Source organism: Ruegeria sp. CI1 (genome assembly GCF_056536925.1).
In genome coordinates, this window is record NZ_JBQFQP010000019.1 from 37,858 (window position 1) to 62,572 (window position 24,715).

20 protein-coding genes are annotated in these 24,715 nt (G+C 54.5%); 7 read left to right on the forward strand and 13 right to left on the reverse strand.

Going from position 1 to position 24,715, the window contains the following annotated elements; all coding sequences use genetic code 11:
• Nucleotides 1–6: 6 nt before the first annotated feature.
• From aspT to ACR0LZ_RS19075, 5 genes are all read right to left on the reverse strand, one after another.
• Nucleotides 7–1,698 (reverse strand): aspartate-alanine antiporter, encoded by a 1,692-nt coding sequence (gene aspT, locus ACR0LZ_RS19055; RefSeq protein WP_480751644.1) that lies wholly within the window; start codon nt 1,696–1,698, stop codon nt 7–9.
• A gap of 27 nt (nt 1,699–1,725) precedes the next feature.
• On the reverse strand, nt 1,726–4,872 hold the full coding sequence (locus ACR0LZ_RS19060) for an efflux RND transporter permease subunit (protein WP_480751646.1): 3,147 nt from the start codon (nt 4,870–4,872) through the stop codon (nt 1,726–1,728).
• Nucleotides 4,873–4,876: 4 nt separating this feature from the next.
• Nucleotides 4,877–6,007 (reverse strand): efflux RND transporter periplasmic adaptor subunit, encoded by a 1,131-nt coding sequence (locus ACR0LZ_RS19065; RefSeq protein WP_480751647.1) that lies wholly within the window; start codon nt 6,005–6,007, stop codon nt 4,877–4,879.
• A gap of 174 nt (nt 6,008–6,181) precedes the next feature.
• Nucleotides 6,182–6,451 (reverse strand): hypothetical protein, encoded by a 270-nt coding sequence (locus ACR0LZ_RS19070; RefSeq protein ID WP_480751649.1) that lies wholly within the window; start codon nt 6,449–6,451, stop codon nt 6,182–6,184.
• A 740-nt stretch (nt 6,452–7,191) separates the two neighbouring features.
• A complete protein-coding gene (locus tag ACR0LZ_RS19075; protein WP_480751650.1) occupies nt 7,192–8,067 on the reverse strand; it encodes a LysR family transcriptional regulator in 876 nt (291 codons plus the stop codon).
• A gap of 102 nt (nt 8,068–8,169) precedes the next feature.
• On the opposite strand from ACR0LZ_RS19075, the gene ACR0LZ_RS19080 reads away from it, so the two are divergent.
• The 6 genes from ACR0LZ_RS19080 to ACR0LZ_RS19105 all read left to right on the forward strand — a co-directional run bounded on the left by ACR0LZ_RS19080 (nt 8,170) and on the right by ACR0LZ_RS19105 (nt 15,843).
• Entirely contained in the window at nt 8,170–9,612 is a 1,443-nt protein-coding gene (locus ACR0LZ_RS19080) for an aldehyde dehydrogenase family protein (protein ID WP_480751652.1), read from the forward strand.
• Nucleotides 9,612–10,586, forward strand: coding sequence for a membrane dipeptidase (locus ACR0LZ_RS19085; RefSeq protein WP_480751653.1), 975 nt, complete (start codon nt 9,612–9,614; stop codon nt 10,584–10,586). Before ACR0LZ_RS19080 ends, ACR0LZ_RS19085 begins: the two co-directional genes overlap by 1 nt.
• A 4-nt stretch (nt 10,587–10,590) precedes the next feature.
• Nucleotides 10,591–12,279 (forward strand): hypothetical protein, encoded by a 1,689-nt coding sequence (locus tag ACR0LZ_RS19090; RefSeq protein ID WP_480751655.1) that lies wholly within the window; start codon nt 10,591–10,593, stop codon nt 12,277–12,279.
• The gene (locus ACR0LZ_RS19095) at nt 12,276–12,905 is read left to right on the forward strand and encodes a DUF3726 domain-containing protein (RefSeq protein WP_480751657.1); all 630 of its coding nucleotides are present in this window, start codon (nt 12,276–12,278) and stop codon (nt 12,903–12,905) included. The genes ACR0LZ_RS19090 and ACR0LZ_RS19095 overlap by 4 nt, the downstream gene beginning before the upstream one ends.
• Before the next feature lie 12 nt (nt 12,906–12,917).
• Nucleotides 12,918–13,928, forward strand: coding sequence for an Ldh family oxidoreductase (locus tag ACR0LZ_RS19100; protein ID WP_480751658.1), 1,011 nt, complete (start codon nt 12,918–12,920; stop codon nt 13,926–13,928).
• Nucleotides 13,929–14,016: 88 nt separating this feature from the next.
• Nucleotides 14,017–15,843 carry a BCCT family transporter gene (locus tag ACR0LZ_RS19105; protein WP_480751660.1) on the forward strand — a complete coding sequence of 609 codons (1,827 nt, stop codon included), beginning with the start codon at nt 14,017–14,019 and terminating at the stop codon, nt 15,841–15,843.
• Nucleotides 15,844–16,216: 373 nt separating this feature from the next.
• On the opposite strand, the gene ACR0LZ_RS19110 is transcribed toward ACR0LZ_RS19105, so the two are convergent.
• From ACR0LZ_RS19110 to ACR0LZ_RS19145, 8 genes are all read right to left on the reverse strand, one after another.
• Complete coding sequence (locus ACR0LZ_RS19110; RefSeq protein ID WP_480751662.1) at nt 16,217–17,317, reverse strand: M56 family metallopeptidase; 1,101 nt, start codon at nt 17,315–17,317, stop codon at nt 16,217–16,219.
• Nucleotides 17,304–17,699: a BlaI/MecI/CopY family transcriptional regulator gene (locus ACR0LZ_RS19115; protein ID WP_480751702.1), complete on the reverse strand. Its 396-nt coding sequence runs from the start codon at nt 17,697–17,699 to the stop codon at nt 17,304–17,306. The genes ACR0LZ_RS19110 and ACR0LZ_RS19115 overlap by 14 nt, the downstream gene beginning before the upstream one ends.
• A 69-nt stretch (nt 17,700–17,768) precedes the next feature.
• On the reverse strand, nt 17,769–18,176 hold the full coding sequence (locus tag ACR0LZ_RS19120; RefSeq protein WP_480751664.1) for a DUF2160 domain-containing protein: 408 nt from the start codon (nt 18,174–18,176) through the stop codon (nt 17,769–17,771).
• 8 nt (nt 18,177–18,184) lie between these two features.
• Nucleotides 18,185–18,982, reverse strand: coding sequence for a carbohydrate ABC transporter permease (locus ACR0LZ_RS19125; RefSeq protein WP_480751665.1), 798 nt, complete (start codon nt 18,980–18,982; stop codon nt 18,185–18,187).
• The gene (locus ACR0LZ_RS19130) at nt 18,979–19,842 is read right to left on the reverse strand and encodes a carbohydrate ABC transporter permease (RefSeq protein ID WP_480751667.1); all 864 of its coding nucleotides are present in this window, start codon (nt 19,840–19,842) and stop codon (nt 18,979–18,981) included. The genes ACR0LZ_RS19125 and ACR0LZ_RS19130 overlap by 4 nt, the downstream gene beginning before the upstream one ends.
• On the reverse strand, nt 19,839–20,915 hold the full coding sequence (locus tag ACR0LZ_RS19135; protein ID WP_480751668.1) for an ABC transporter ATP-binding protein: 1,077 nt from the start codon (nt 20,913–20,915) through the stop codon (nt 19,839–19,841). Before ACR0LZ_RS19135 ends, ACR0LZ_RS19130 begins: the two co-directional genes overlap by 4 nt.
• Before the next feature lies 1 nt (nt 20,916).
• A complete protein-coding gene (locus tag ACR0LZ_RS19140) occupies nt 20,917–21,978 on the reverse strand; it encodes an ABC transporter ATP-binding protein (RefSeq protein WP_480751670.1) in 1,062 nt (353 codons plus the stop codon).
• 102 nt (nt 21,979–22,080) lie between these two features.
• The gene (locus ACR0LZ_RS19145; RefSeq protein WP_480751672.1) at nt 22,081–23,820 is read right to left on the reverse strand and encodes an ABC transporter substrate-binding protein; all 1,740 of its coding nucleotides are present in this window, start codon (nt 23,818–23,820) and stop codon (nt 22,081–22,083) included.
• A 425-nt stretch (nt 23,821–24,245) separates the two neighbouring features.
• Here ACR0LZ_RS19145 and ACR0LZ_RS19150 point away from each other — a divergent pair, with 425 nt between their 5' ends.
• Nucleotides 24,246–24,674: a hypothetical protein gene (locus ACR0LZ_RS19150; RefSeq protein WP_480751674.1), complete on the forward strand. Its 429-nt coding sequence runs from the start codon at nt 24,246–24,248 to the stop codon at nt 24,672–24,674.
• Nucleotides 24,675–24,715 lie beyond the last annotated feature (41 nt).

Genomic DNA, 24,715 nt, shown 5'->3' on the forward strand with positions numbered 1-24,715 from the left:
TACCTTTTAGAAACGCGCCATCGCGATGACGACGATCATACCGAAAATGGTCAAGAGCGTGTTGCCGATGGCGTAGGGCATACCATAACCCAGTGCAGGGATCCGGCTTTGGGCAGCTTCCTGAATCATGCCCAATGCAGCGGTCGTGGTTCGAACACCAGCACAGGCTCCGAACAGGATCGCCGGATGAAACCTGAAGACATAGTAACCGATATAGACGGAAAAAATCATCGGTACTGATGTAGCAACCACGCCCCAAAGCAAAAGTGCGATGCCTGCCTGACGCAGGCCATCGGCAAAGCCGGGTCCTGCCGAAATTCCCACAACGGCGATGAAAACATTCAGCCCCATGGTGTTCATCAGCCAAAGTGCAGGCGATGGAATGCGCCCGAATGTCGGATGAATAGTGCGCAGCCATCCAAGCAGCAATCCCGCCAACAACGCTCCGCCAGTTGTCGACAGGCTGATGGGCAAACCGTCAAAGACGTAGGTTAGGGTCCCGACCAGACCGCCAAGGAAAATCCCCCATCCTACAAAGGCGAGATCCGTTGTTTCCACAGGTCTGTCCGCGTATCCAAGCGCCTTAACCGCAGCCTCCACGTGCCGCTTACTGCCGGTTATTGTCAGGATGTCCCCTCGATGTAACTCTGTCTTGGGCAGAATTGGCAATTCGACCATGTTCCGCGTAATCTTGGTTAGGTAGACACCCCGAGCCAACGAGGATTTTCTGAGTTCTTCAAGCTTCTTACCGCTAGCGCGTCGGTTTGTTACCAGAACATCCAGCTTTTCGATCTCGAAGCGCAGCAACTCAGGTACATCTGCTTCCTGCATCGTGTTTTCCAGGTGTTTGACCAATTCAGCGCGGTGACCCGAAAAAACCACAATGTCCCCGGCCTTGAGTTCGGAAGCGGAATCTGCCTCGATAACTTTTCCATCCCTGCGCAAGCGTTCCACAAATATGCGGGTATCGGGCAGCAAGTCGTCCAAGGGCCTGCCTACAAGCGGGCTGCCTTCGGGCATCACGAACGCACGGGCCTCAATCGCGTGATAGGCGAAATGGTCACCCATGTCTTCGCTATCTTCCTGCGCACCGCCCCCCATCTGCTGCTCGTATTCCTTGCAGGCGGCGACAAGGTCGATCTTGAGCAGGCGAGGCCCCAACTTGGCAAGGATCAACGCGGAACCAATGGTTCCATAGATATAGGTCACAGCGTAAGCGATAGGAATCTGGTTGTTGTATTTGGACACATCCTCGCTCGGTAATCCCATTTGAGTGAGTTGTTCGGACGCAACACCAATAGCGGCCGAGATTGTCTGGCTACCTGCGTAGAACCCGGCGGCATAACCGATATCCAGTCCTGCGATTAGTGCTGCCAGAAGTGGAACCAGCAGGCATACGATCAACACGCTTAGGGCAAAAAGGATCTGTCTGAATCCATCGGATTTGAAACCGCGCATGAATTGCGGTCCGACACCATATCCAACCGCAAAAATGAATAGAATGAAGAAGGTCGATTTCAACTCAGGGGCCAAGTCGATGCGTGCCTGACCAATCACAACGGCTGCTAAGAGTGTGGCCGTTACGGTGCCGAGGCTGAAGCCCTTGATGCTTTTTGGACCAATCAGGAACCCGATCCCGATTGACAGAAAAACCGACAACTCAGGATGATCCCGAAGCGTATCCAGAAGCCATTGCATCTTGTTTTCCTCCAAAATTGGAGGCGGTCAGCTTTCCGCCTCCTGTCCTGCTGTCGGCCGGTCCGGCTTGCCATGCACTTTTTCCCGGAACCATTGCGCGATTACGTAGAGAGAGGGGATAATGAAAATTCCGACGAGCGATGCAGCGATCATACCGCCGAAAACCGGCGTCCCGACGCCCCGTCGGGCTAATTCGGAGGCGCCTTCGGCGACGACCAACGGATAGAGGCCCGCAATAAAGGCGAAGCTGGTCATCATGACTGCTCGGAAACGCGCCCTTGCGCCGTCAATGGCAGCCTCGACGATACTCATGCCGTGCTCATAACGCTCCATAGCAAACTCGACGATCAAGATCGCGTTCTTTGCCGCCAAAGCGATCAGAACGACCAGACCGATCTGTGCATATAGGTTGTTTTCCAGCTCAAGCAGCAACAGCGCTCCCATCGCCCCACACATGGCGAAGGTCACCGACAACAGCACTGCTAGTGGGATTGTCCAGCTTTCATAGAGCGCGACGAGGAACAGATAGGCAAACAATACGGCCAGGCCCAAAACAATCTGGGTTTTGCCCGCCGCCTCGATCTGTTGTTGTGCGGTGCCGGTCCATTGATAACTATAACCCTGCGGAAGCGTCTGATTTGCCAGCTGATCCATGGCGGCAATCGCCTCGCCCATCGAATGCCCGGGTGTCGGCCCCCCGGCTATCGTAACCGAGCGGAAGTTGTTATAGCGTACCAAAAATTGTGGCCCCAGGACCAAGTCAGATGTCGCCACAGCTCGGATCGGCACCATATCGCCGTCCTTGTTACGAACGTGGATGCGAGCAATGTCATCTACATGATCACGGAATTGCTGTTCTGCTTGCAGATTGACCTGCCAAGTGCGCCCAAACAGGTTCATGTCATTCACATGATAGCCACCCAGAGTGACCTGCATTGCACGAAATACGGCATCCACGTCCACTCCGAGAGTCTGAAGTTTTTTCCGGTCAAGGTCGAGATGCAGCTGCGGAGTTTGAGCCGAGAATGTTGTATAGACACCGGTCAGGCGCGGGTTTTCGTTGGCGGCGGTGATTAGTCCTTTGGTTGTCGCGCCAAGGTCCAGAACATCGCTGCCTTGTAGATCAAGCAACTGGAACTCGAACCCTGCGCCTGTTCCAAGACCGATGATCGGGGGCAGGTTGAACGGTACAGCAATCCCATCCTCCAGCCCTGCGAACCGGGCACGTACATATCTCAATGATGAACGAACAGATAGCGAAGGGTCGGTTCGTTCTTCGAATGGTTTCATGATGGCAATCGCAAAGCCGCCATTGGATTTGTTCAGCCCGTCGACAAAACTGTATCCTGTTACGGTCATCACGTCCTGTACGCCGGGTGCGCTTTTGAGGATGCTATAAACCTGGTTCATCACCTCGTTCGTGCGATTGACTGAGGCACCTTCAGGCAGAACAACTTCGGTGAAATACGCGCCTTGGTCTTCAACTGGCAGAAAACCGGACGGAGTGATTTTGAACAAAGCCCCGGTACCAAAGATCGCCAAACCGAGAAACAGGATCGCAAGTCCTGCGCGTCGGGCCAGGCGCGTCACGACGAAAGCATACCCATCCCTCGCGTTGTCGATGCGACGGGACAGCCACGCCAACGGACCGCGGCCGGACCCGGAATGGCGTTTCAGCAGCAACGTGCACAAGGCCGGGCTAAGTGTCAGGGCGTTTAGAGCCGAGATCAGCATTGAGAACGAGACCGCGACAGCGAATTGCTGAAACATCGACCCCGTGATGCCCGGAACGAAGGCAACGGGAACAAATACCGAAAGTAATACAAACGTAATGGCGAGGATCGGCGCGGTGATCTGGTTCATCGCTTCACCGGTTGCTTCGGACACCGAAAGATCGGGGCGTTCGGCCATCACCTTTTCAACGTTTTCGATCACGACAATCGCGTCGTCTACAACGATTCCGATCGCCAATACCAGTGCCAGCAAAGACACGGTGTTCAGGCTGAACCCCAGCGCCAGCATGAAGCTAAGCGCACCAATCAGGGATACTGGTACCGCGATCAATGGGATCAGTGCCATTCGGAAACTGCCAAGGAACAGGAACACGACGATGACCACAAGCACAAAGGCTTCGAGAAGTGTTTTGATCACTTCTTCGATGCTGGCTTTGACGAAACTCACCGAACTATACGGTGCGCTCCACTTCACACCTTCGGGAAAGGCATTTGACAAGCTTTTCAGCGCCGCCTCGACCGCTTCAGAGGTGTTCAACGCGTTTGCTCCCGGCGCGAGATAGACGCCGATCATCGCTGTCGGACCCCCATCGAAATGGGCTACCGAATCCTGCGATTGCGCGCCTAGTTGCACGCGCGCGATGTCACCAATCAGGATAAACGATCCATCCGTTTGGGAGCGTACGACTATTTCTTCAAACTCTTCGGCAGACGTTAAACGGCCCTGCGTTTGGATATTGAGCTGAAATACCGGATCATCGGTCATCGGTTGTGCGCCTACACGCCCTACGGCGGCCTGCGTATTCTGCGCCTGTACCGCATTGATCACATCATCGACAGTCAATTGCAGACTCGTCATCTTGTCGACGTCCAGCCAAATGCGCATAGAATAGTTCTGCGCACCAAAGATCACCGCGTCGCCGACCCCGGTTGAACGCTTGATGCTGTCCAGAACGTTGATTGTAGCGAAGTTCGACAAAAATAGAGCATCGTGCTCTGGGTTGTCCGACGTAATCGCGATCACTTCCAGAAGCGCGGTCGATTTTTTCTTGGTGCTGACCCCGGCCCGTGTAACCTCTTCGGGCAAGGACGACAAGGCCAGGCTCACGCGGTTCTGCACGTTGACCGCATTGATGTCGGGGTCGGTGCCCGGCTCAAACGTCACCTGTAGGCTATAGCTTCCATCCGAGCCACTGGTGGACTTCATGTAAAGCATGTCGCTAACGCCCACGACCTGCTCTTCGATGATTTGCGCGACCGTGGCTTCAACCACGTCGGCCCCTGCGCCGGGATAGACCGTCGACACCTGCACTTGTGGCGGCACGATGTCGGGCAACTGTTCAACCGGCAACTGCGTGAGGGAAATCAGACCGGCCAGCGTAATGATAACGGAAATGACGAGGGCGAAGCGCGGCCTGTGAATAAAAAGCTGCGAGATCATCGTCTCAATCCTTGCCGTTGCCCACATCTTCGGATTGAACGACTTCAACCTCGAGACCCGGACGGGCACGTTGAAGCCCCACAGTGATTACCTGATCGCCTGCTTTCAAGCCCTTGGAAATCACCGCGCTGGTACCGGTGACGCGGTCGAGTTCTACGTTTTGCCGAACTACTTTGTTGTCGCTTCCGACCGTCAGAACAAAATACCCGGATTGGTCCTTTTGCAGCGCCGTAGCGGGAATTACGAGTGATTTTTCTTGGGAATGATCCACAACAGTCACAAGCACCAATTGGTTGTCGATCAACTGCCCGTCGGGATTCGGAAACTCCGCCCGGATCATAACGGTATCTGTGCCGGTTTGGACCTGTGTGTCGACGACTTTGATTTTACCGGTTTCCTTGAAAACGTCCCCACTTGCCAACGTGACTTTCACCGTCAAAGGTCGCGTATTGTTTTCTTGGGCGCGTTGTTTTCTGAAATCGATCAGCGCGGCTTCAGAGACAGGAAACTCGACATAAATAGGATCAATACTGGACAGCGACACCAACGTTCCACTTTCGGGTGCAACATAGGCGCCAACCGAAATGTCCGTCAGGCCGACGCGGCCGTCAAATGGAGCTGTGATCTTGGTGTAAGAAAAGTTGAGTTGTGCCGCCTGCAAGCTGCCCTTTAGTTGTAGTAGCTGTCCATCCACCTTGCCTTGGTCCGCTTGGGCCTTTTGTACGATGTTTTCGGCCACGTCTCCTTTGTCGAGCAGTTTTTGCTGCCGGTCCAGTTCAATATCAGCCAGCGTTTTCTCCGCCTCGGCTGATTTTATCTGACCTTGAATTTGCGTGATCTGGGCCTGGTATTCGTCCGGTTCAATTTGAACCAGAACCTCTCCTTTGGCGACCCTGCTGCCATCCTTAAAGTCTATCGATTGAATGAATCCAGGTACCCGTGAGATGAGGTTGACATGGTTAATGGCCTGCACACGACCGGTAAACGACTTTGTGCTGGCGACCGCTTCCAATACGGCCTGGGTTACCGTCACTTTCGGCGTAACTTCAGTCTGCGTCTGCGTTTGTGCCAAAGCGATCGTGGCTGCAGCGGCAGAGTAGAGGAGACCTGTGAATGTTCGTCGGATCAGTCGCATCGCCACCATCTTTTACCAAAAAGGATCAGAAAATCAGTGAATTGCTGAACGATATACAACGAAGACATTTTGTCTAGGAAAAGCTGAGCTGGTTTCAGGCAGACTGGCGCACCTAGCGGCTGATGCTGGCTCTTCGCGTTGTCGGCATTCCAACACCTTCAGGATGTCGCTGCCTTATCGCCCAGTTTCCAGGAAGAGTATGAACCGAGCTTCAACGTGGATGAAGTAATCTTCAAGCTCCATTGCTTTAAAGACAAGAGGGTCTTGTTTGCCATTCGTTTCCGCAAATTTTCTGGCTGCTATAGCGAGATCTTCCATCTTGCCACACAGTCCAATAAGTTGCCTGAGTGCTGCGATGTTCGACGCGCCAGACAAAAGCACACTATCCAGGTTTTCAGCAATATCTTGCTTGGCTCCTGACAGGGTTCGCATGATTTGTGCCAACTCGGGGCTCGTTGCTCCGTCAGCACCCCGAGTCGTTGTCGAAACGACTTTCAATTTGTCCAACAAGTTACTGTTTGGCATCAAGCGCTTACTTAGATCTAAAAAGAACCGGCGCCCTAGGCGCCGGAAGTCCGTCAGGGAGAACCTGAATGCAAACCTGCGTCCATATTGCGTGTTTGTCTGTGAACTTGATCACTCATCATTCTTAATTGTCTAACTGATCAGGTTTGAACGGCCGTGAATGGCATGAAGATATGCTTATCGGCATTCAGACGGTAAACCGATGCGTCGAAGCAACGCTCAGACCCGCATGAGTTTTTGGAATCGAAAACGAGCGCGCAAACGCCAGAAGCGGCTTACGCGCGTCAATTTCTGCAAGCTTCGTTGTGCGGAATTTGCTTGAAAGTTCGAAAACGTTTTATCTGGCCCCGGTATAGATTGGGCCGTCATCTTCCATTTGAAAAAGCGATCTTGCAGACGCGATCGCGCTTTTGATGCTGTCGCGAAAGTACTCAGCGCGCTTGCATTGAGCATCAGCAAGAATTTCGCGAATTTCGGCTTCGGACGGGCTTTTGTAGTCAAATTCACTCATGGGTGTGCCTGTTTCTGTCGTTCGGCCTGTTGGCCGCATGCTCGTGTGCATAGATCTTTTGCTGCGTGGTGATAATGGATATTCCGGGAAATCCGGTATGAAGTTAACGCATGGCTGTTGGGCTGAGTTGGCAAGTGATGGATGGGCACTAGACCAATTGCTGCGACAGAACAAAGGTGCAGCATTCATCGGTCAGTTCCTTAAAACGCGTTCTCTCTCTCTGATAAAGGTAGACATGGCGTTTTTCGGCCAGGTCCGAAATGGGCCGAAAAGCGATGGTTTCTGGAACAAATCGCGCGACTGTTTCCGGAAGCACGGTTACCCATTTCCCTGTTCGAACCATGGTGATCAGTGAATGGGTGTTCTGAATGGTGACGTCCGCCGTTTCAACGACATCTAAAAATCGTGGTGTTTGGATAAGTTCGCACAAAGCGTTTCGAATGAATCCGGCGGCGATGACATCGTAGATTGTGGGCACTTCGGCCCGAGTAATCAGTGGGTGGTTCGACGCGCAGACAAGCCCGAAGCGGTCCTGGAATAGCGGTGTGGCCCGAACCCCGTTGAGTGGGTGATTGCCTGAGGCGATGCCAATATCTGCCTTGCCCTCAGTCAACGCATCCAGAACTTGTTGAGTATCGGTGTCCCGCAGCTCGATTTTGAGGCCGGGGAACAGATGGGTCATATGATCAAGAACCGAAGGGAACAGCAGCGCGGCCACTGAGGGCACCGAAACTATGCGGATCAATCCGTGAACGGCGCCCGCAGCGGCCTCGATATTCTGCACCGCCTGATCGAATTGACGCACTTGTTTCAAAGCCAAATCAAAAACCTGCTCTCCCAATGGCGACAATTGGTTCTTTCTTTCACCTTCGAACAGGCGCTTGCCGAGGTGATCCTCCAACTGTTTCAGTGTCATCGAGACAGCGGATTGGGTTCTACCCAAACGATCCGCCGCCTCGACCAAATTTCCGGTTTGCGCGACCGTGCAGAAACAGCGCAGCATTTCGATTTTGAGTGACATCATTCAATTTTTCTGAAGTTTGTTAAAGTTAATTGAGTTTGACTGATATCCGGTCGTAAGTCCACACTGTTCCAAATCTGACTTTTTGAGAATTTGAGGCATGACGTGACCAAACTGAACCTGATTGCCGGCGAATGGCTGGCGGGCGAAAGCGAAATTGAAAACCGCAATCCTTCGGATTTAGGCGACCTGGTTGGCATGTTCACACAGGCCAGCGCCGATCAGCTTGAGGCGACGCTGGATCAAGCGCGCGTCGCGCAGGCCGAATGGGCTGCCTGCGGTCTGGAGCGCAAACAGGCCGTCCTGAACGCCATCGGCAACGAGTTGATGGCCCGAGCCGAAGAGCTGGGTACATTGCTGAGCCGCGAAGAAGGCAAGCCGCTGGCTGAAGGCAAGGGCGAGGTTTACCGCGCCGGTCAGTTCTTCATTTATTACGCCGCGGAATGTCTGCGCCAGATCGGTGAGAACGCCGATTCCGTGCGCCCCGATATCGAGGTGGACGTGCGCCGCGAAGCTATTGGCGTTGTCGCGGTCATCAGCCCGTGGAACTTCCCAACTGCAACGGCCTCGTGGAAGATTGCCCCGGCGCTGTGCTATGGCAACGCGGTTGTGTGGAAGCCCGCCAACATTACCCCCGCCTCGGCTGTGGCCCTGGCTGAAATCATCGAACGGCAGGATATCCCGAAAGGTCTGTTCAGCCTTGTGATGGGCTCGGGCCGTTCGGTCGGGCAACGTCTGGTGGAAAGCCACAAGGTCAATGCGATTTCCTTCACCGGGTCGGTGCCCGTGGGCAAAGGCATCGCCGCCGCAGCAATCCAGAACCTGACCAAAGTGCAGATGGAAATGGGGTCCAAAAACGCGCTGGCCGTGATGGACGACGCCGATCTGGATCTGGCCGTGACACTGGCGCTGGGTGGCGCGTTTGGCGGCACCGGTCAGAAATGCACCGCCTCGTCGCGGCTGGTGGTTCACGCGGGTATCCATGATGCCTTTGTCGAAAAGCTCGTCGCAGGCGCACAGGCGATGAAGGTTGGCCACGCGCTGGAAGAGGGCACTCAGATGGGTCCCGTTGTCAGCCAGCAGCAGTTGAACGAAAACCTGACCTATGTCGATCTGGGCAAGTCCGAAGGGGCCGAGCTGGCCTGTGGTGGGCAGCGTCTGGAAATGCCGCATGACGGCTTCTACATGTCGCCGGGCGTGTTCCTGAACACCACCAACGACATGCGCATAAACCGCGAGGAAATGTTCGCGCCGCTGACCAGCGTCATCAAGGTTGGCAGCTATGACGAGGCGCTGAGCGTGGTCAATGACACCAATTTCGGCCTGACTTCGGGCATCGTGACCAAATCGCTGGCCCGCGCCACCCATTTCCGCCGCAACGCGCGTACCGGTGTGGTAACAGTGAACCTGCCCACCGCAGGCACCGACTATCACGTGCCCTTCGGCGGACGCGGCGACAGTTCGTACGGGCCGCGGGAACAGGGCAAGGCGGCGGCGGAGTTCTACACCACCGTCAAGACCGCCTATATCAGCGCAGGCCCGGTCTGATGCTGATCGACGGGCTGCAATATGCCAACTGGTCGGAGAAGATTTTCCGCCAACTGCGTGAAGGGGGCGTGGACGCGATCCACGTCACCATCTCGTATCACGAGAATTTCCGCGAAACGATTCTGAATTTCGAGAAATGGAATCGTTGGTTCGAGCAATATCCGGACCTGATCATGAAAGGCCGCTGGGCCAGCGACATCGACATCGCGCGCGAAACGGGCCGGACCGCCGTGTTTTTCGGATTTCAGAACCCGTCGCCCATCGAAGACGATATCGGGCTGGTCGAAATCCTGCACGATCTGGGCGCTCGGTTCATGCAACTGACCTATAACAACCAATCCCTGCTGGCGACGGGTTGTTATGAGGCCGAAGACACCGGCATCACCCGAATGGGCAAGCAGGTGATCAAAGAGATGAACCGCGTGGGCCTTGTGGTGGACATGAGCCATTCGGCGGACCGGTCCACAATCGAGGCGGCTGAACTCTCAGACCGGCCCATCGCAATCACACATGCCAATCCGCACGAATGGTCCCCGGCCCTGCGCAACAAGCGCGACACGGTGATCCGCGCTGTAACCGAAAACGGTGGGATGTTTGGATTTTCTGTTTACCCGCATCACCTAAGGAACAAATCCGGCTGCACGTTAGAGAGTTTTTGCGAGATGATCGCCAGTGCCGCGGACAAGTACGGGGTGGAACACCTTGGGATCGGAACCGATCTTTGTCAGGATCAGCCTGACAGCGTGGTCGAGTGGATGCGTGTTGGTCGCTGGACCAAGGATATCGACTATGGCGAGGGTTCGGCCAGCAACCCCGGTTTCCCTCCAATGCCAACCTGGTTCCGGGACAATCGAGATTTCGGAACTATTGAACAAGGGTTACGCGCGACCGGTTTGAGCGAAGACGAAGTGGCCGGAATCATGGGCGGGAACTGGTATCGGTTCTTTGCCGACAACTTCGTCCCAAAAGGGTAACCAAATGGAAACACCGGCGAAGACACATATCAGCAGACGAGACCCCGCGATCGTCATGCGGCTTTCGCGACTTGGGTCACTACATCAATGCCGGCTGAGCTTCATGCGGCAGCTGACTCGTCGCATGGCAGCAGAAAACTGGTCATTTTCGCGACCAGTGTTCGACATTGATGCCAATGGTGTCGGGTGCGCTGTTTATACTGCGCAAGGGCCGGAAAGGGCGTATTCACTTGTCGCCTTTGCTCACGATCTGCCGCCAGAGATGCGTTCGGACCGGGTTATCGCAACAGCCTGGGATGCCACGTTCACGCTTTTTGACGGCATCCCCAGCGCCGAGGACATTGACCGATTGTCTCGCAATATTCCCTTGCAGGAAGCGGGGCGGGTTACAGAAAGCGAACTGTCGGTTTCGCGCGCCAACCGGTCAGTTCGGTTGTGGGAGCATTTCGTAACTGCGCTGGCATCCGGGAGGCAGCCCGATCCTGAAAAGACTTATGCCGTCGGATATCTGATGCGTACGACTGCGGTTTATGGCTCGGGAAAACTGGGCGCTGCTGATCGCGAAAAGATCGCCAACCGACCGGAAATGCAGGCTCCGTTTCAGGCTGAAATGCTCTCAGTATATCTGACGCGCGTCTTTGTTCGGGATCTTGTCCAGCATATGGCGCGTTTGAGAGGAGGCGATCAGGCAGCCGATCTTGATCCGGCCATCGCCCAATGGTTGGGGATTGGTAACTCCACGGGATTGGGTATGGCACCCTATTTGATTAACCATCCGGTCCTGTTCAACAATTGGATTTTGGCACGTGAAGAGGCGATCGTCCGCGTCCGTACGGTAGAAACGGCAACTGCGGAAGAGGCCTCGGCCTTTCGAGAAATCTTCGAACGAAGTAAATTGTTGATTTCCTGGTGGCGTTCAGAGCATCCAATCCAGATCGAAAAGCTGTCCGCATTGTCTGGCGATCTTGCGGCGATAACTGACTATCTTTCTCAGGACGGCCTGATCAAGCAGTACCCGTGGGATCGGATCGTCAAGTGGTCGGAAGGCGTTCTCAGTCAAGAAGGGCAAGAGCTGATCGCGTCGCTGATCTTGGAGCCTTATGGGCAGCTAGTCGACGGCCTAGCTGATTGTATGGCCGATAGCAATCCAGACGCCTTCCGGATCGATGGGTCAATGACGGTAGAGCGGCTGCGCGCACTGTTGGAAGAACAGTTCAACTGGGCGCTGGCCGTGAATTGGGAGGTGCCTGAGAACCGTGCCCGCGCATGGTATGTGTCCGAGGAAAAGCTGGAACCGAGGCTTGGCGAAAGATTCGAGGAACCGATTGAGGAGTATGAGCAACCTCTGGCCCCCGCCCGGGATGCTGCGGCTGCTTTCAAGGCGTTGATAGAATGGGACGGCAAAAAGCCGGTGGCAGAATTTCTGTTAGAGCACCCCGAACACCGCCATACCGTCCGTCGTATTCAAATCCGTCAGATCGCGCCTTACGGCGAGATTCAGGACAACACCATTGGCGCCGATCTGTTGCCCATCGACATGCTTCGGGCAAAGCTATCCTTCTTTGGAGCTACACATTTCGACCCGCGCTCTGATCGCTGGGTGCGGATCAGCATGTACGCGGGAGCGCCCTATCCCGAAGACCTGAGTACTGAAAACGCCGACCTGTGGGTTTATCCGGAGGCGCAGAAATGAGTTTCGCCTTGAACGAAATCGAAGCCACCGCCAAACGCGCCACTCGCGGTGCTGGGTATACTTGGGGGCAAGCCGAAGAAGCATCGAAAGCGACCCGTTGGCTCTGTGAAAAAGGATCTGATGGCGCTGGCGTATTGGCTCGGCTGTTGGAACAGGATCTGGCGTCGGATCCAATCTTGCACAGCCCTCGGCAGATAGAAGCTTCATGGCAGGGTAGTGAGGATCTTTGTCCATTGGTAGCCGGGCCGTTTTTGTCCGATTGTGCGCATCTGCTGAAATCTGGTTCGATCAAGATGCGAGACGTTGCGCTCCCTGAACTGCTGTTGCCATTTGCCGCTGCTGCTGCGCGCACTTTGGGTTGCTCGCTGATAGTTGACTGCGACGGTCTTCAAGTGGTGACGGACGGTGTGAATTTGGCCTCACCAGATGCCATCCCTGTTCGGGCTCGGTCAGTCACAGTTTCAAAAGGTGATGCACCGGTCCCTTACCGACAACAATGCACACGCGTGGAACCGGATCCGGAGGACTGGGCAACTTTGACCGGTTTCGCTCATCGCACTTTTGCTCCCGCATCCGATGAATCCCGCCTGCTGGGCGCAGGGGCCGGGCTATCCGACAACGACTGAAGAGGTATTAAGATGATAAAAACCAGGGCTCTTACTATCGCCGAAATCGAGGAATTATCATTTCGCGCCCTCGTGGGTGCCGGAACGTCGGAAGAGAACGCGCGTCCGCTCGCTATTGCAACGGCCGCGACCGAAGCGGATGGCGTTGCCAGCCACGGGCTTGCCTATATACCGATCTATTGTGAACACGTGCAGTGCGGAAAAGTAGACGGTCAGGCAAAACCTGTCTTGGCGCGACCAAGGTCGGGTGTGATTACAGTCGATGCAGCGACAGGTTTTGCCCACCCCGCAATTGATCTTGGTTTCGAAGCACTGATCCCGGCCGCCCGAGAGCAGGGGATTGCGGCTCTGGCGATCAGGAACAGCTATAACTGTGGGGTTTTGGGTTATCACACCTATCGGTTGGCGCAGGCGGGTCTTGTTGGTCTTGGGTTCACCAATGCACCGGCTTCAATCGCCCCGTCAGGTGGCGCAAAACCAGTTGTTGGTACAAACCCGTTTTCCATTGCCGCGCCCGGCACCGACGGTCAACCCGCTTTGCTTATCGATCAGAGCGCAAGCACCATTGCCAAAAGCGAAGTCATGAAACATGCCCGTGAAGGCAAGGCGATTCCGGTTGGCTGGGCGCTGGATCCCCAAGGAAACCCAACCACCGATCCCAATATCGGCCTCAAGGGCTCGATGGCCCCTTCGGGCGGCTACAAGGGTGTGGGAGTCGCGTTGCTGACCGAAATCATGGCGGCGGCGCTGACCGGGGCTACATTGGGAATACACGCTTCACCCTTCTCTGGAACTGCGGGCGGACCACCCAAAACCGGCCAGTTCTTTATTGCCATTGACGCAAACATAACCTCCGGTGACGCTTTTGCGGCAGGTATTGCCGGTCTTGTGGAAGCGATAAGGTATCAAGACGGAGCACATTTGCCCGGAGATGGCCGACGCGCAAAGCGCGTGGCTGCGCGAAAAGAGGGTGTGGCGGTAAGTATGGCAACCCTGGAAAAAATTGAGGCCCTGATGACCTAGGCCGCGCGGCATGCTCCTTGGATGGACGCCGCCCAAAGGAACGATCCTACAATAAAACTATCAAATACGTGCGAACAGGGAGGAGCACATGTCATCCAAACCACCTTTCACCGACTTGCAGATAAAAAGGGCCGCAAGCGGTTTTTATGAAGGGCACAGCGTCGAAATCGCTTTGCTGAGTAAGGCTATCATGGTCGGCCTTGTAATCTGGGCACTCGTCTGGCCCGCGAACGCCAACGGCGTTCTGGGCAGCCTGAACTGGCGTTTGCTTGAAGATTTCAATGCATTCTACATTGTCATCGTCGGCTTCTTCTCTTTCTTCCTGCTTGTGGTTGCACTGCTGCCTCAAACGGGTCGACGGATCATGGGGCCTGTGGGCGAGAAACCAGAATTCTCCAATTTCTCATGGTTCTCGATGATGTTCGGCGCCGGTCTGGGCGTCGGCCTCATGGTTTTCGCCACCGCTGAACCGATGGGACTTTGGGGATCGAACCCGGTTGTTCTGGCGGGTCAGGTAGAAGCCAATACCGAAGCCGCAATCCAATCTGGTTTCCGGTATACGTTCCTGCACTATGGCTTCCACGCTTGGGCAATTTATGTGGCGACTGGTCTATCGCTGGCCTACTACGCCTATACCCGGAACATGCCACTGACCATCCGTTCCGCGCTGACACCACTGTTCGGCAAGATGTTGAATGGCATCCTTGGACATGTCGTTGACGTTCTTGGTGTCGTTGCCACCATTTTGGGTGTGTCGGTTACCATCGGATTTGGTGTTTCGCAGTTCATCGACGGTATGTATGCCATTACCGGAATGGAATGGATGATGGACATGACCGGTGAAGCGCCGGCTCCTGGCACCGTTGGTTTGATTTCCGGACTGTTGGTCATCATGGGGCTGTCGATCATCTCGGCTGTTTCTGGCGTGGGTCGGGGCGTGAAATATCTGTCGAACCTCAACCTAGTCCTGTCGATTTTGCTGCTGCTGACCTTTGTCGTATTCGGTTCGTTCCTGTTTGCGATGACGACTTATGCAACTGCTTTTGTCGATTATCTGATGCATTACGTTTCGCTCAGTTTCGGTGCGTTTGGTCCGCAATCTTCTGCAGATTTTGCGGCAGCACTTCCGGCAGAGGCGGCACCATACGCTGACGCGCTGCGTGGCGGAGCAACCAACGCTTGGGGCTCGTTCGACGGCTTCAAATCCGGCCTTGAAGGCGACGCCGCTGCATTGCCCGAAGAGGTTCTGGCTGCTACCTACGCCGCCGGTGAGCCAGGTCGTCAATTCGGCTGGCAAGCGGGTTGGACTACGTTCTACTGGGCCTGGTGGATTGCGTTCTCGCCGTTTGTTGGTTTGTTCCTTGCGCGCATCTCCAAGGGTCGCTCCGTGCGTGAATTCATCGTGGGCTGCGTGTTCGCACCAGCGATGGTCTGCTTTGCGTGGATGACCGTTCTGGGCGGCACTGCAATCGATATGGAAGTTACGGGTGTCGCCGAAGGCGCAATCATCGGTGCGTCAAACACCGCGAAACTGTTCGTGACACTGGAACAGATCATTTCGGGCGGCTTGTTGTCCGGTGTTACCGTGATGTGCGTGGTGTTGATTATGACCTTCCTCGTCACTTCGGCTGACTCGGGCATTCTGGTTATGAACACCATCATGTCTGGTGGCGACCAGAACATTGGCAACAAGCACAAGATCGTATGGGGTGTCATCCTGACCCTGGTGATCGGCACATTGCTGATAGCTGGCAAAACCAATGGTGGCGCGGACCCCATGGAAGCACTTAAGAGCGCAATGATCATCGGCGCATTGCCGTTCACGATGGTCATGGGGTTGATGTGCGTCGCTCTCGCCAAGGCACTGTTCCGCGATAGCCAACGAGACCGTATTGCAACGGCAGCAGCCGAGTAATCAACAATTGCGGACAGCCACATCGTGGCTGTCCGCACCTTAAGGCAGCGCAACCTTTTAATTTGATTTGTCTCACCCGAAGTTCTTAGGCTTGGTTTTGCAAATTTCGAGGTCGCCGTCTCAACTTCGTTCTTCACAGTGATCAACGATTGTCGCGGGTATCCAGCGCGGCGGACCTAGTGTCTGGTTACTAAAGCACGGGATTCAAACTTGTTGCCGGTTTTTGATACCGAACTCCTGTACATGTATGACGGGGTACCGTTTGGATGCTCAGGTCAATTTGAACATCCGATTGCCTCACCAAGTCACGCACTCGTTCATCAGACATTCCACCCGCATGAAGATCAGTGGTTTTGATCTTCTGATTGTGTTCTCAGTTGCTATTGGCGCGAATGGCTTCAAGCCGCTCTAAGTTTACTATGGTCGAGAGCATAAGGCGGTCGTGACTCCAATCTTCGGAGGGCTTTAGGGACGCGGTGCCGATCGCCAGAATTATGGCAAAAAGGAATGTCATGGACAAAACCGCGTTGTGACCGCTTGAAACAGAGCTAGGTACATGATGAAGTGCTAGAACCCGTTGGCGTAACGCGTTTTTTGCTTTGCTGCCATTTACCAAGGCCACATTCATTACCTTAGGTCCATCTTGAGATATGCTGCGCGAGCAGATGTTCAGCAGACAACGGGAATAGTCCCTCGCATCCAGATCGCGCCGGACGATCACTGATTGATCGCATGCCAGTTCACGCAGTCTTTCGAACTGATGTTTGAATACCAAGAAAGCTGGGTTCCAAAAAAAGACGGGACGCAGGATTTCAAAGGCAAGTTCCCACTCCACATCGCCTTCGCGCAAATGCTGGAACTCGTGCGCAAGCGCGAATTTCAACTCCTTTGGATTTGAAAGCAAATCGCTCGGCAGTACGACGTGGCGACGTAGTATGCCGCGAACGGCGTATGGAATTGTGACGCGATCCGAAACGCGCACGTCAACGCGTGCGGTCCGACGCCACAAGAAACTATCCCGGATTGTTTGGTGGATACAAGTCGCCGAACGAACTGCACGGGCTGCCATGAGCATTGCCCCTAGCGCCAAGGTTGTCAGAAACAGTGACGCAGCGACAAAACCGCCCGAAGCCAAGCCTTCGATCCAACGATTGCGAGTGTTTAACAATGCTTCGAAATCTGTTGCCGGTATTGCAATTTCACCGCGTAGATAGGCTGCTACAGCCAGATCGCTTACGGCCAAAGAACCGCCAGACCAAAAGTTGCCCGCTATCATTTCCGTAGCGATTGCCAGAAACGGGCTGAGTAGCACACAGATGAACAACGCTTTGAGGATTCCAAGCTGCGCCGGATACGCAAATCGTAGGGGTTTGAGTTTGAACACCAGCTTGGCAAAGCCCCAAATCATGGACGCAAGAAAAAGAGTGATATTCAAGTCGATATAGACGTCGAGAACCGGTCTAACCGCTGTCATTTTGCAGTCTCCTCTCCACCAATGCCCGAATTTCCTCGAGATCGGTCTCTGTCAGGCCTGCATCGTCGACCAGCCGCGCAACAAGCGTCGCGGGTGTGTTGTCGAACAGTGTCCTTGACAAGTTCTGAAGTGACCGAGCCTGATATCTGTCTTTATCCAAAAGCGGTTTGTAAATGAGGGACTTCCCTTCTTTGCGGCTGGCCACAAAACCCTTCTCATCCAGAATCCGCAGGATTGTCGCACCGGAAGTGTATGCGAGATCACGCTCCGGTGGCAGCCGGTCCAACACATCTCGAACAGAGCCTTCGCCCAGACCCCAGAGTTCATTCATAAACTCCAGTTCGACTTCGGTCAGAAGGTTGCCGCTTTTTCTTTTTCTCATGGATCGGTGTTCATTCGCCAATTTTTGCTCGTCCTTTCAGAAAAGCACCGTTTCCTTCGGTAACAAAGTTTAAACTTTCCAAAACACGAAGATACCCCAGCAAATCGCAATGAAAAGCGGGATCCAGATAGGCTGTCCAAACAGGCCAAGCCAAGCCAGGAATATATAGGACGACCCCAATAGAGAAATGAATAACCGATCCCCAAGCGTTGTGGTTAGTCCCAGCACACCGCGCCGTTCAACACCGTCGGGATAGCGGGTGACTTCAAGGATACCAATCAAGGCGATCGCGCTGAAAATACCAATGAAGACGGCGAGTGTTGCTGGGGTCCAAGCCATCCAGAAGTCCGGCCAGAGCGGGTCTGTCCAGGCGAACCCTTTTTCTTCCTGTTGCCCGACATTCCCCCATCCGGTCTTGGCTTGCGCACGAGCAAAATCGGGTGCGAGAAAGAAGAGAGAAACGGCAAGTTTTTTCATTGTGTCCCTCATACTCGTCCCAACGCGAAACCGCGCGCGATGTAGTTTCGGACGAACCAGATGACGATTGCGCCTGGAATGATCGTCAAAGTTCCGGCTGCAGCCAAAAGACCAAGTTCGTATCCAGCGCTTGAGGCCGTGCGTGTCATGACGGCCGCAATGGGTTTGGCCTCAACCGCGGTCAGGGTTTTCGCCAGCAGCATTTCGACCCAGGAAAACATGAAACAGAAGAACGCGGCGACACCGACGCCCGCCTTGATGTTGGGCAGAAATATCTTCAGGAAGAAATGTGGAAAGGTATATCCGTCGACATAAGCCGTTTCGTCCAGCTCCTTCGGGATGCCGCGCATGAAACCTTCGAGGATCCAGACCGCCAGCGGGACGTTGAAGAGTGTATGTGCCAGAGCCACGGCCAAATGCGTGTCGAACAGGCGCAGGGACGAATACAGCTGAAAGAACGGCAAAGCAAAGACCGCAGCCGGTGCCATACGGTTGGTTAGCAGCCAAAAAAACAACTGCTTGTCGCCCAGGAACCTGTAGCGCGAAAAGGCATAGGCCGCTGGCAGGGCGACGCTTACCGAAAGGATCGTATTCAGCGAGACATAAAGGATGGAATTGATATAGCCCCAATACCACGTCGGATCTGTGAAGATCGTCTTGTAGTTGTCCAGCGTGAACGTTTGCGGGAAGAGCGAAAACCCCGACAGGATTTCGTTTGTTGTCTTGAAACTCATCGCCACCAGCCAATAGATCGGCAACATCAGGAAGGCGATATAGAGTATCGGAACAATGGACCGCTTTCTCATTGGGCATCATCCTTTGTCATCAGAGTGTAGAAGATCCAGCTGACAAGCAACGTGATTGCGAAATAAATCAGGCTCATCGCCGCCGCAGGACCAAGATCGAACTGTCCCAGAGCAATCTTCACAAGGTCGATTGACAAAAGGGTGGTCGAATTGCCGGGGCCGCCGCCGGTCAGCACAAAGGGTTCGGTATAAATGTTGAAACTGTCCATAAACCGCAGCAAGACGGCGATAGTCAGAACCGTCTTCATCTTGGGCAATTGGATGTAACGGAACACCTTCCATGGCGATGCACCGTCAATTTTGGCGGCCTGGTAATAGGCGTCGGGGATCGACACAAGGCCTGCATAACACAGTAGCACGACCAGCGAGGTCCAGTGCCAGACGTCCATGACGATGACGGTGATCCAGGCTGAAAGCGGCTGTTGCGTCATGTCATAGTTGATGCCCAGGACGTCATTCAGGAAGTATCCCAGAAGACCGATTTTGGGCAGGGTGAAGATGTTCCACATCGAGCCGACCACGTTCCATGGAATCAGCATCGGCAGGGCCATCAGCACCAGACAGACTGGCACCCAAAATCCTTTTCGGGGCATGGATAGCGCGACGATTATCCCAAGCGGCACCTCGATTGAAAGGATCAGCGCAGTGAATAGGAATTGCCGCCCTAGCGCAGCCTGAAACCTGTCGGACCGCAGAATCTGTTCGAACCAACCCAGTCCCTCCCAGAAGAACTGATTGTTACCAAAGGTCTCCTGCACCGAATAGTTGACTACTGTCATCATCGGCACCAGTGCGTTAAAGGCCACCAGCAATAGAACCGGCAGGACAAAGAACCAGGCCTTTTGGTTTTCCGTTCTCATGATGCGCGCTCCGTAGTGGCGATCCAGCCATCGCGATAGATGCGGGTCTTCTCTGGGAGGAATTGAAGGTGAATAACGGAGCCGGGTTCCGGGGCAGAACGATCACTCACGGCTTTCAACGTAGAGCCTCCGACGATGGCATCGACGACAAAGTGACGACCCACATCCGCAACTTTTGTCACTTGCGCCGGGATTCCTGTGCCTCCTATCGACACGTATTCCGGTCGAATGCCGAGTTTGACATCGCCACTGCCGTCGATAACTGGACCTTCGAGTTCGACCGGATGCCCCTCGAATATGGCTTTGTTCCCGGTGATTTCACACGGCAAGACATTCATGCCGGGCGAGCCGATGAAGTGTCCGACAAATGTATGTTGGGGCCGCTCGAACAGTTCAACCGGCGTGCCGATCTGAACAACCTCTCCGTCTTTCATAACAACAACCTCGTCAGCAAAGGTTAGCGCCTCGGTTTGGTCGTGGGTGACATAGATCATCGTCGCCCGGACTCTTTGATGCAGTTCCTTGAGCTTGGAGCGCAGCTTCCATTTCAGATGCGGGTCGATCACCGTCAGAGGTTCGTCAAACATGACGACATTTACATCTTGCCTGACGAGGCCACGTCCCATCGAAATCTTCTGTTTGTTGTCCGGGCTGAGATTGGCGGCACGAGTGTTCAGCAAATGCGTGACTTCCAGCATTTCAGAGATCTCACCGACCCGGCGTTCGATCGTTGCAGCATCAACTCCTCTGTTTTTCAGTGGAAAGGCCAGGTTTTCGCGGACGGTCATGGTGTCGTAGATCACCGGAAACTGAAACACCTGTGCAATGTTCCTCTGATCCGGTTGAAGCATGGTTACGTCTTGATCATCGAACAGAACCTGACCTTCGGATGGGGTCAAAAGACCTGAAATGATGTTGAGTAGAGTGGTTTTCCCACAACCCGACGGGCCCAGCAATGCATAGGCGCCGCCGTCGCGCCATGTCACGTCGATTTCCTTCAGCGCATAGTCTTGAGGCCCTGAGGGGTTTGGGAAGTAGCTGTGTTTCAGGTTAGATAGCTTGATCTGTGCCATGTCAGGCCACCCGCCTCCCGTCCTGGCCGAAATACCTGCAATGGGACGGGTTCATAAAGAATGTGTGATCTTCACCGACGCGATAAGGGTGAACACCGGGGGCCAGCGAGACCCAAGACTGATCGCTCAGTTGAAAATGAGCGCTGGAATCCGAACCCGACAATTCTGTCACGATGATCCGTCCCTTCAATTCAACGTCGCTCGCATTCGAACGGTTCGGCGTTACACGATGGGGACGTATGGCAACCGTGTAGTCTCCATCAGGCAGTTCCGCAGCTGCTCCTGCCAAAGTCCAGCGCGCCCCGCCATCGAGAATTGCCTCTAAGCCAAATTTGGATATGTGGGCTGAGTTGATCGGTGGATCAGAAAAGACTTGTGCGGCGGCCAGATTTTCCGGATTTCGGTAAATCTCGGAAGTTGGACCGAACTGCGTGACGCAACCGTCCGCCATAAGCGCCGTCTGCCCGCCAAGCAACAGCGCCTCTTCCGGTTCTGAGGTTGCATACACAACCACCGCACCGCGGCCAGCAAACAACTCTGGCAGTTGTTCCCGCAGTTCTTCACGCAGTTTGTAGTCAAGGTTGGCAAGCGGTTCGTCCAGAAATACGGCGCGAGATTCTTTTGCAATTGCACGTGCCAAGGCTGTTCTTTGCTGTTGGCCCCCGGACAGTTCCTGAGGACGACGGCCAAGCATCGGGAGCAGCTGCAACAGGTTGGCGGCCTCTTGCACGCGCGCGTCAATTTCGCTTTTTGCCATCCCTGCGACGCGTAGCGGCGAGGCAATATTTTCAAACACTGTCAAATGCGGATAGTTAACAAAGAACTGGTGGACGAGACTGATGTTGCGCTTTTGCGTGTTTAGCCGAGTTACGTCCAGCCCATCCATCACGATGCGCCCGCCAGCCAGTGGGTCGAGGCCTGCCATCATTTTGATCAGTGAAGTTTTGCCCGAACCTGTGGCGCCCAGCAAGACATTGAAGTGTCCGGACTTTAATTTGAGTGTTGTAGGTTTGATATGCGTCACCTGACCGACACGTTTGGAGACGTCGTGAAGTTCAATCATTTCCGTGATTTCCAGTCCCGATATCCCAACGCTTCGCATCAGGTCGTTGGGCTTGTCTTGTTTGGTTGGGATCGCCAGCCGACTGGCGACCCCTGTTTCGCGTTATTGGGACTGCCAGCGCGCCACCAGATCGTCATAGTTCACGGTCTGACCTTGCGGCTTTTCGTTTTCCAGTTTCGCTTTCGGGGAACCGGGCTTTTCCAGCCAGAATGCATCGTCCTGCGGTTCGTTCAGACGTGGTCCGCACCCGCCGTAAACGCCAGCGCTTTCGTCGGCTGCCTGCATCCGCGCCATGGTGATGTCCATCTCTTCGGCCAGACGATCCATCGCCTCTTGTGGGGTGAAAGCGCCAGAGTTCACGTCACCGATCTGCTGCCACCAGATCTGGGCCAGCTTCGGATAGTCCGGGACGTTGATGCCAGTCGGCGACCAGGCCACGCGGTCAGGCGAGCGATAAAACTCTACGAGACCACCCAGCTTCGGTGCGCGTTCGGTAAAGCTTTCATGCCGGACGGAAGAGTCACGAATGAAAGTCAGACCGACATGGCTTTTCTTGACGTCAACAGTCTTGGAAGTGACGAACTGTGCATAGAGCCAAGCTGCTTGCGCCCGGTCAGGCGGTGTGGATTTGAGAAAGGTCCATGACCCCACATCCTGATATCCGACCTTTTGGCCTTCTTCCCAGTATGGACCATGCGGGCTGGGTGCCATCCGCCACAGTGGAGTACCGTCATCATCTACAGTGTTGTTGCCTTCAGACTTCGGCTTGACCATGTCTGCAGTGAATGCGGTGTACCAGAAGATCTGCTGAGCGACATTGCCCTGAGACAACGCCGGCAGCGATTGGTAAAAGTCATACGACGCGGCGCCCGGAGGCGCATAATTTCGCAGCCATTCATCCCATTTGCGGATCGCATAGACTGCGGCCGGGCCGTTGGCTGCACCACCGCGCGACACGCTAGCGCCAACAGGATTGCAGGTACCCGCTTCCATTCGGATGCCCCATTCGTCGACCGGAATGCCGTTGGGCTCGCCTTTGTCCCCAGCGCCCGCCATTGACAGCCACGCATCGGTCATGCGCCAACCGAGGTCAGGTGCACGCTTGCCGTAATCCATGTGGCCATAGATCGTGACACCATCAACCTCCTTCACGTCATTGGTGAAGAATTCAGCAATGTCCTCGTAGGCCGACCAGTTGACCGGAACGCCCAAGTCATAGCCATACTTTTCTTTGAAAGCAGCCTTCAGGTCTTCGCGGTCGAACCAGTCTTTGCGGAACCAATACAGGTTCGCGAACTGTTGGTCAGGCAACTGATACAAATTGCCATCCGGGCCGGTGGTAAACTGGATTCCCATAAAGTCATCCAGATCCAGCGTCGGCGATGTCGTTGCGGCCCAATCGCCGCCCATCATTTCGGTAAGATTGTAGGCCAGTTGCAGGCGCGAGTGGGTGCCGATCAAGTCACTGTCGTTGACATAGCCGTCATAAAGGTTCCTGCCGGTCTGCATTTGGGTCTGAACAGCCTGAACGACTTCGCCTTCACCAAGAATCTGGTGATTGACCTTGATGCCGGTAATCTCTTCGAACGCCTTGGTCAGCACTTCCGCTTCATATGAATGGGTTGGAATGCCCTCGGAAAGGACGTTGATTTCCATCCCGGAATAGGGGCCTGAGGCGTCGATGAACCACTTCATCTCGGCCATTTGTTCATCTTTTGACAAGGTCGATGGTTGGAACTCGTCGTCGATCCAGCGTGTTGCCGCGGCTTCGTCAGCCATAGCATAGCCGTGTCCCGCAATGACGGCGGCAACCGCCACTGCGGAAAGCAGATGTTTCCTCATCTGTCTCCTCCCAGTGTTATGTTTTTTCCAGCCGAGGCCGGATGACTAGTAGCATTTGCGATTGCCTTGCATTTTGTCAAACTAATTTTTTAGTAAGTGATGTTGAATAGCCTCCTCTGACTGGCCAAGTTATTGTTTGGTGCATCCCTGACCGTTGATCCGTCGGCATGATGGTTTCGGTATTGTTTACGCAGCCAATGGCTTGCCGAAATGCGAGGATTCCATGGGGTCGATTGGACCGTTGAGTTCCGCCATAGTCACTCCTCGCGCAATTCCGCCTCATTTCCGACGTCAAAAATTCTCAATCACGCCAAACAAACACCGTGTTGAGCGCGATGCTCGTAGTTAGGAGTAAACGAGTCTGTCCTTCCATTCGGGGCAAATGTGCCAGTATCCACTCCACTCCTTAGTAAAGGGTATCTGTCGTGAGCGAGCAGTTGAACCGTATGGCCGCAGAGGAAGAGGCAGTTTTCCTGGCGCGTGAAAGTTTCATCTCGGAATTGAAGGCATTGAACAGACGGTATCCAAGAACGGGATTTGGCATATCGCTTTGCACCCATTCAGGTGAAAAATACTTGCTGGCAAACTCCAGTATGCCGTTGCCCGGAAAAAAATCCCAAGGCTTCCCGACGGGCCAACGTGTTGCTAGTCTTGAAAACGGGTCACGCTTCCGCTCAATCGAAGTGCTGGCCGATTCTGAAGCAGTGGCAACATTCAACCCGAAGACCGAAGCCGATATGTTAAGTGATGTGTTAGACCTGATTGCACGGATCGAAGCGCCGGCCAACCTTTTTGCGGGGCGTATTGGCGCGCAGAAAGACTCGGGGAATGTAGTGAGGGGAATTGGAGGGTAAAAATGGCGCGCAACGACCATCTGCTATCTGTCGGCAATGAG

Bases quoted from the DNA above. Each gene is read 5' to 3' on its own strand.
- ACR0LZ_RS19075 (WP_480751650.1), bottom strand. From the start codon at position 8,067: ATGATGTCACTCAAAATCGAAATGCTGCGCTGTTTCTGCACGGTCGCG.
- ACR0LZ_RS19140 (WP_480751670.1), bottom strand. From the start codon at position 21,978: ATGATTGAACTTCACGACGTCTCCAAACGTGTCGGTCAGGTGACGCAT.
- ACR0LZ_RS19130 (WP_480751667.1), bottom strand. From the start codon at position 19,842: ATGAGAACGGAAAACCAAAAGGCCTGGTTCTTTGTCCTGCCGGTTCTA.
- ACR0LZ_RS19135 (WP_480751668.1), bottom strand. From the start codon at position 20,915: ATGGCACAGATCAAGCTATCTAACCTGAAACACAGCTACTTCCCAAAC.
- ACR0LZ_RS19105 (WP_480751660.1), top strand. From the start codon at position 14,017: ATGTCATCCAAACCACCTTTCACCGACTTGCAGATAAAAAGGGCCGCA.
- ACR0LZ_RS19090 (WP_480751655.1), top strand. From the start codon at position 10,591: ATGGAAACACCGGCGAAGACACATATCAGCAGACGAGACCCCGCGATC.
- ACR0LZ_RS19085 (WP_480751653.1), top strand. From the start codon at position 9,612: ATGCTGATCGACGGGCTGCAATATGCCAACTGGTCGGAGAAGATTTTC.
- ACR0LZ_RS19095 (WP_480751657.1), top strand. From the start codon at position 12,276: ATGAGTTTCGCCTTGAACGAAATCGAAGCCACCGCCAAACGCGCCACT.
- ACR0LZ_RS19125 (WP_480751665.1), bottom strand. From the start codon at position 18,982: ATGAGAAAGCGGTCCATTGTTCCGATACTCTATATCGCCTTCCTGATG.
- ACR0LZ_RS19060 (WP_480751646.1), bottom strand. From the start codon at position 4,872: ATGATCTCGCAGCTTTTTATTCACAGGCCGCGCTTCGCCCTCGTCATT.
- aspT (WP_480751644.1), bottom strand. From the start codon at position 1,698: ATGCAATGGCTTCTGGATACGCTTCGGGATCATCCTGAGTTGTCGGTT.
- ACR0LZ_RS19065 (WP_480751647.1), bottom strand. From the start codon at position 6,007: ATGCGACTGATCCGACGAACATTCACAGGTCTCCTCTACTCTGCCGCT.
- ACR0LZ_RS19115 (WP_480751702.1), bottom strand. From the start codon at position 17,699: ATGAGAAAAAGAAAAAGCGGCAACCTTCTGACCGAAGTCGAACTGGAG.
- ACR0LZ_RS19100 (WP_480751658.1), top strand. From the start codon at position 12,918: ATGATAAAAACCAGGGCTCTTACTATCGCCGAAATCGAGGAATTATCA.
- ACR0LZ_RS19120 (WP_480751664.1), bottom strand. From the start codon at position 18,176: ATGAAAAAACTTGCCGTTTCTCTCTTCTTTCTCGCACCCGATTTTGCT.
- ACR0LZ_RS19110 (WP_480751662.1), bottom strand. From the start codon at position 17,317: ATGACAGCGGTTAGACCGGTTCTCGACGTCTATATCGACTTGAATATC.
- ACR0LZ_RS19145 (WP_480751672.1), bottom strand. From the start codon at position 23,820: ATGAGGAAACATCTGCTTTCCGCAGTGGCGGTTGCCGCCGTCATTGCG.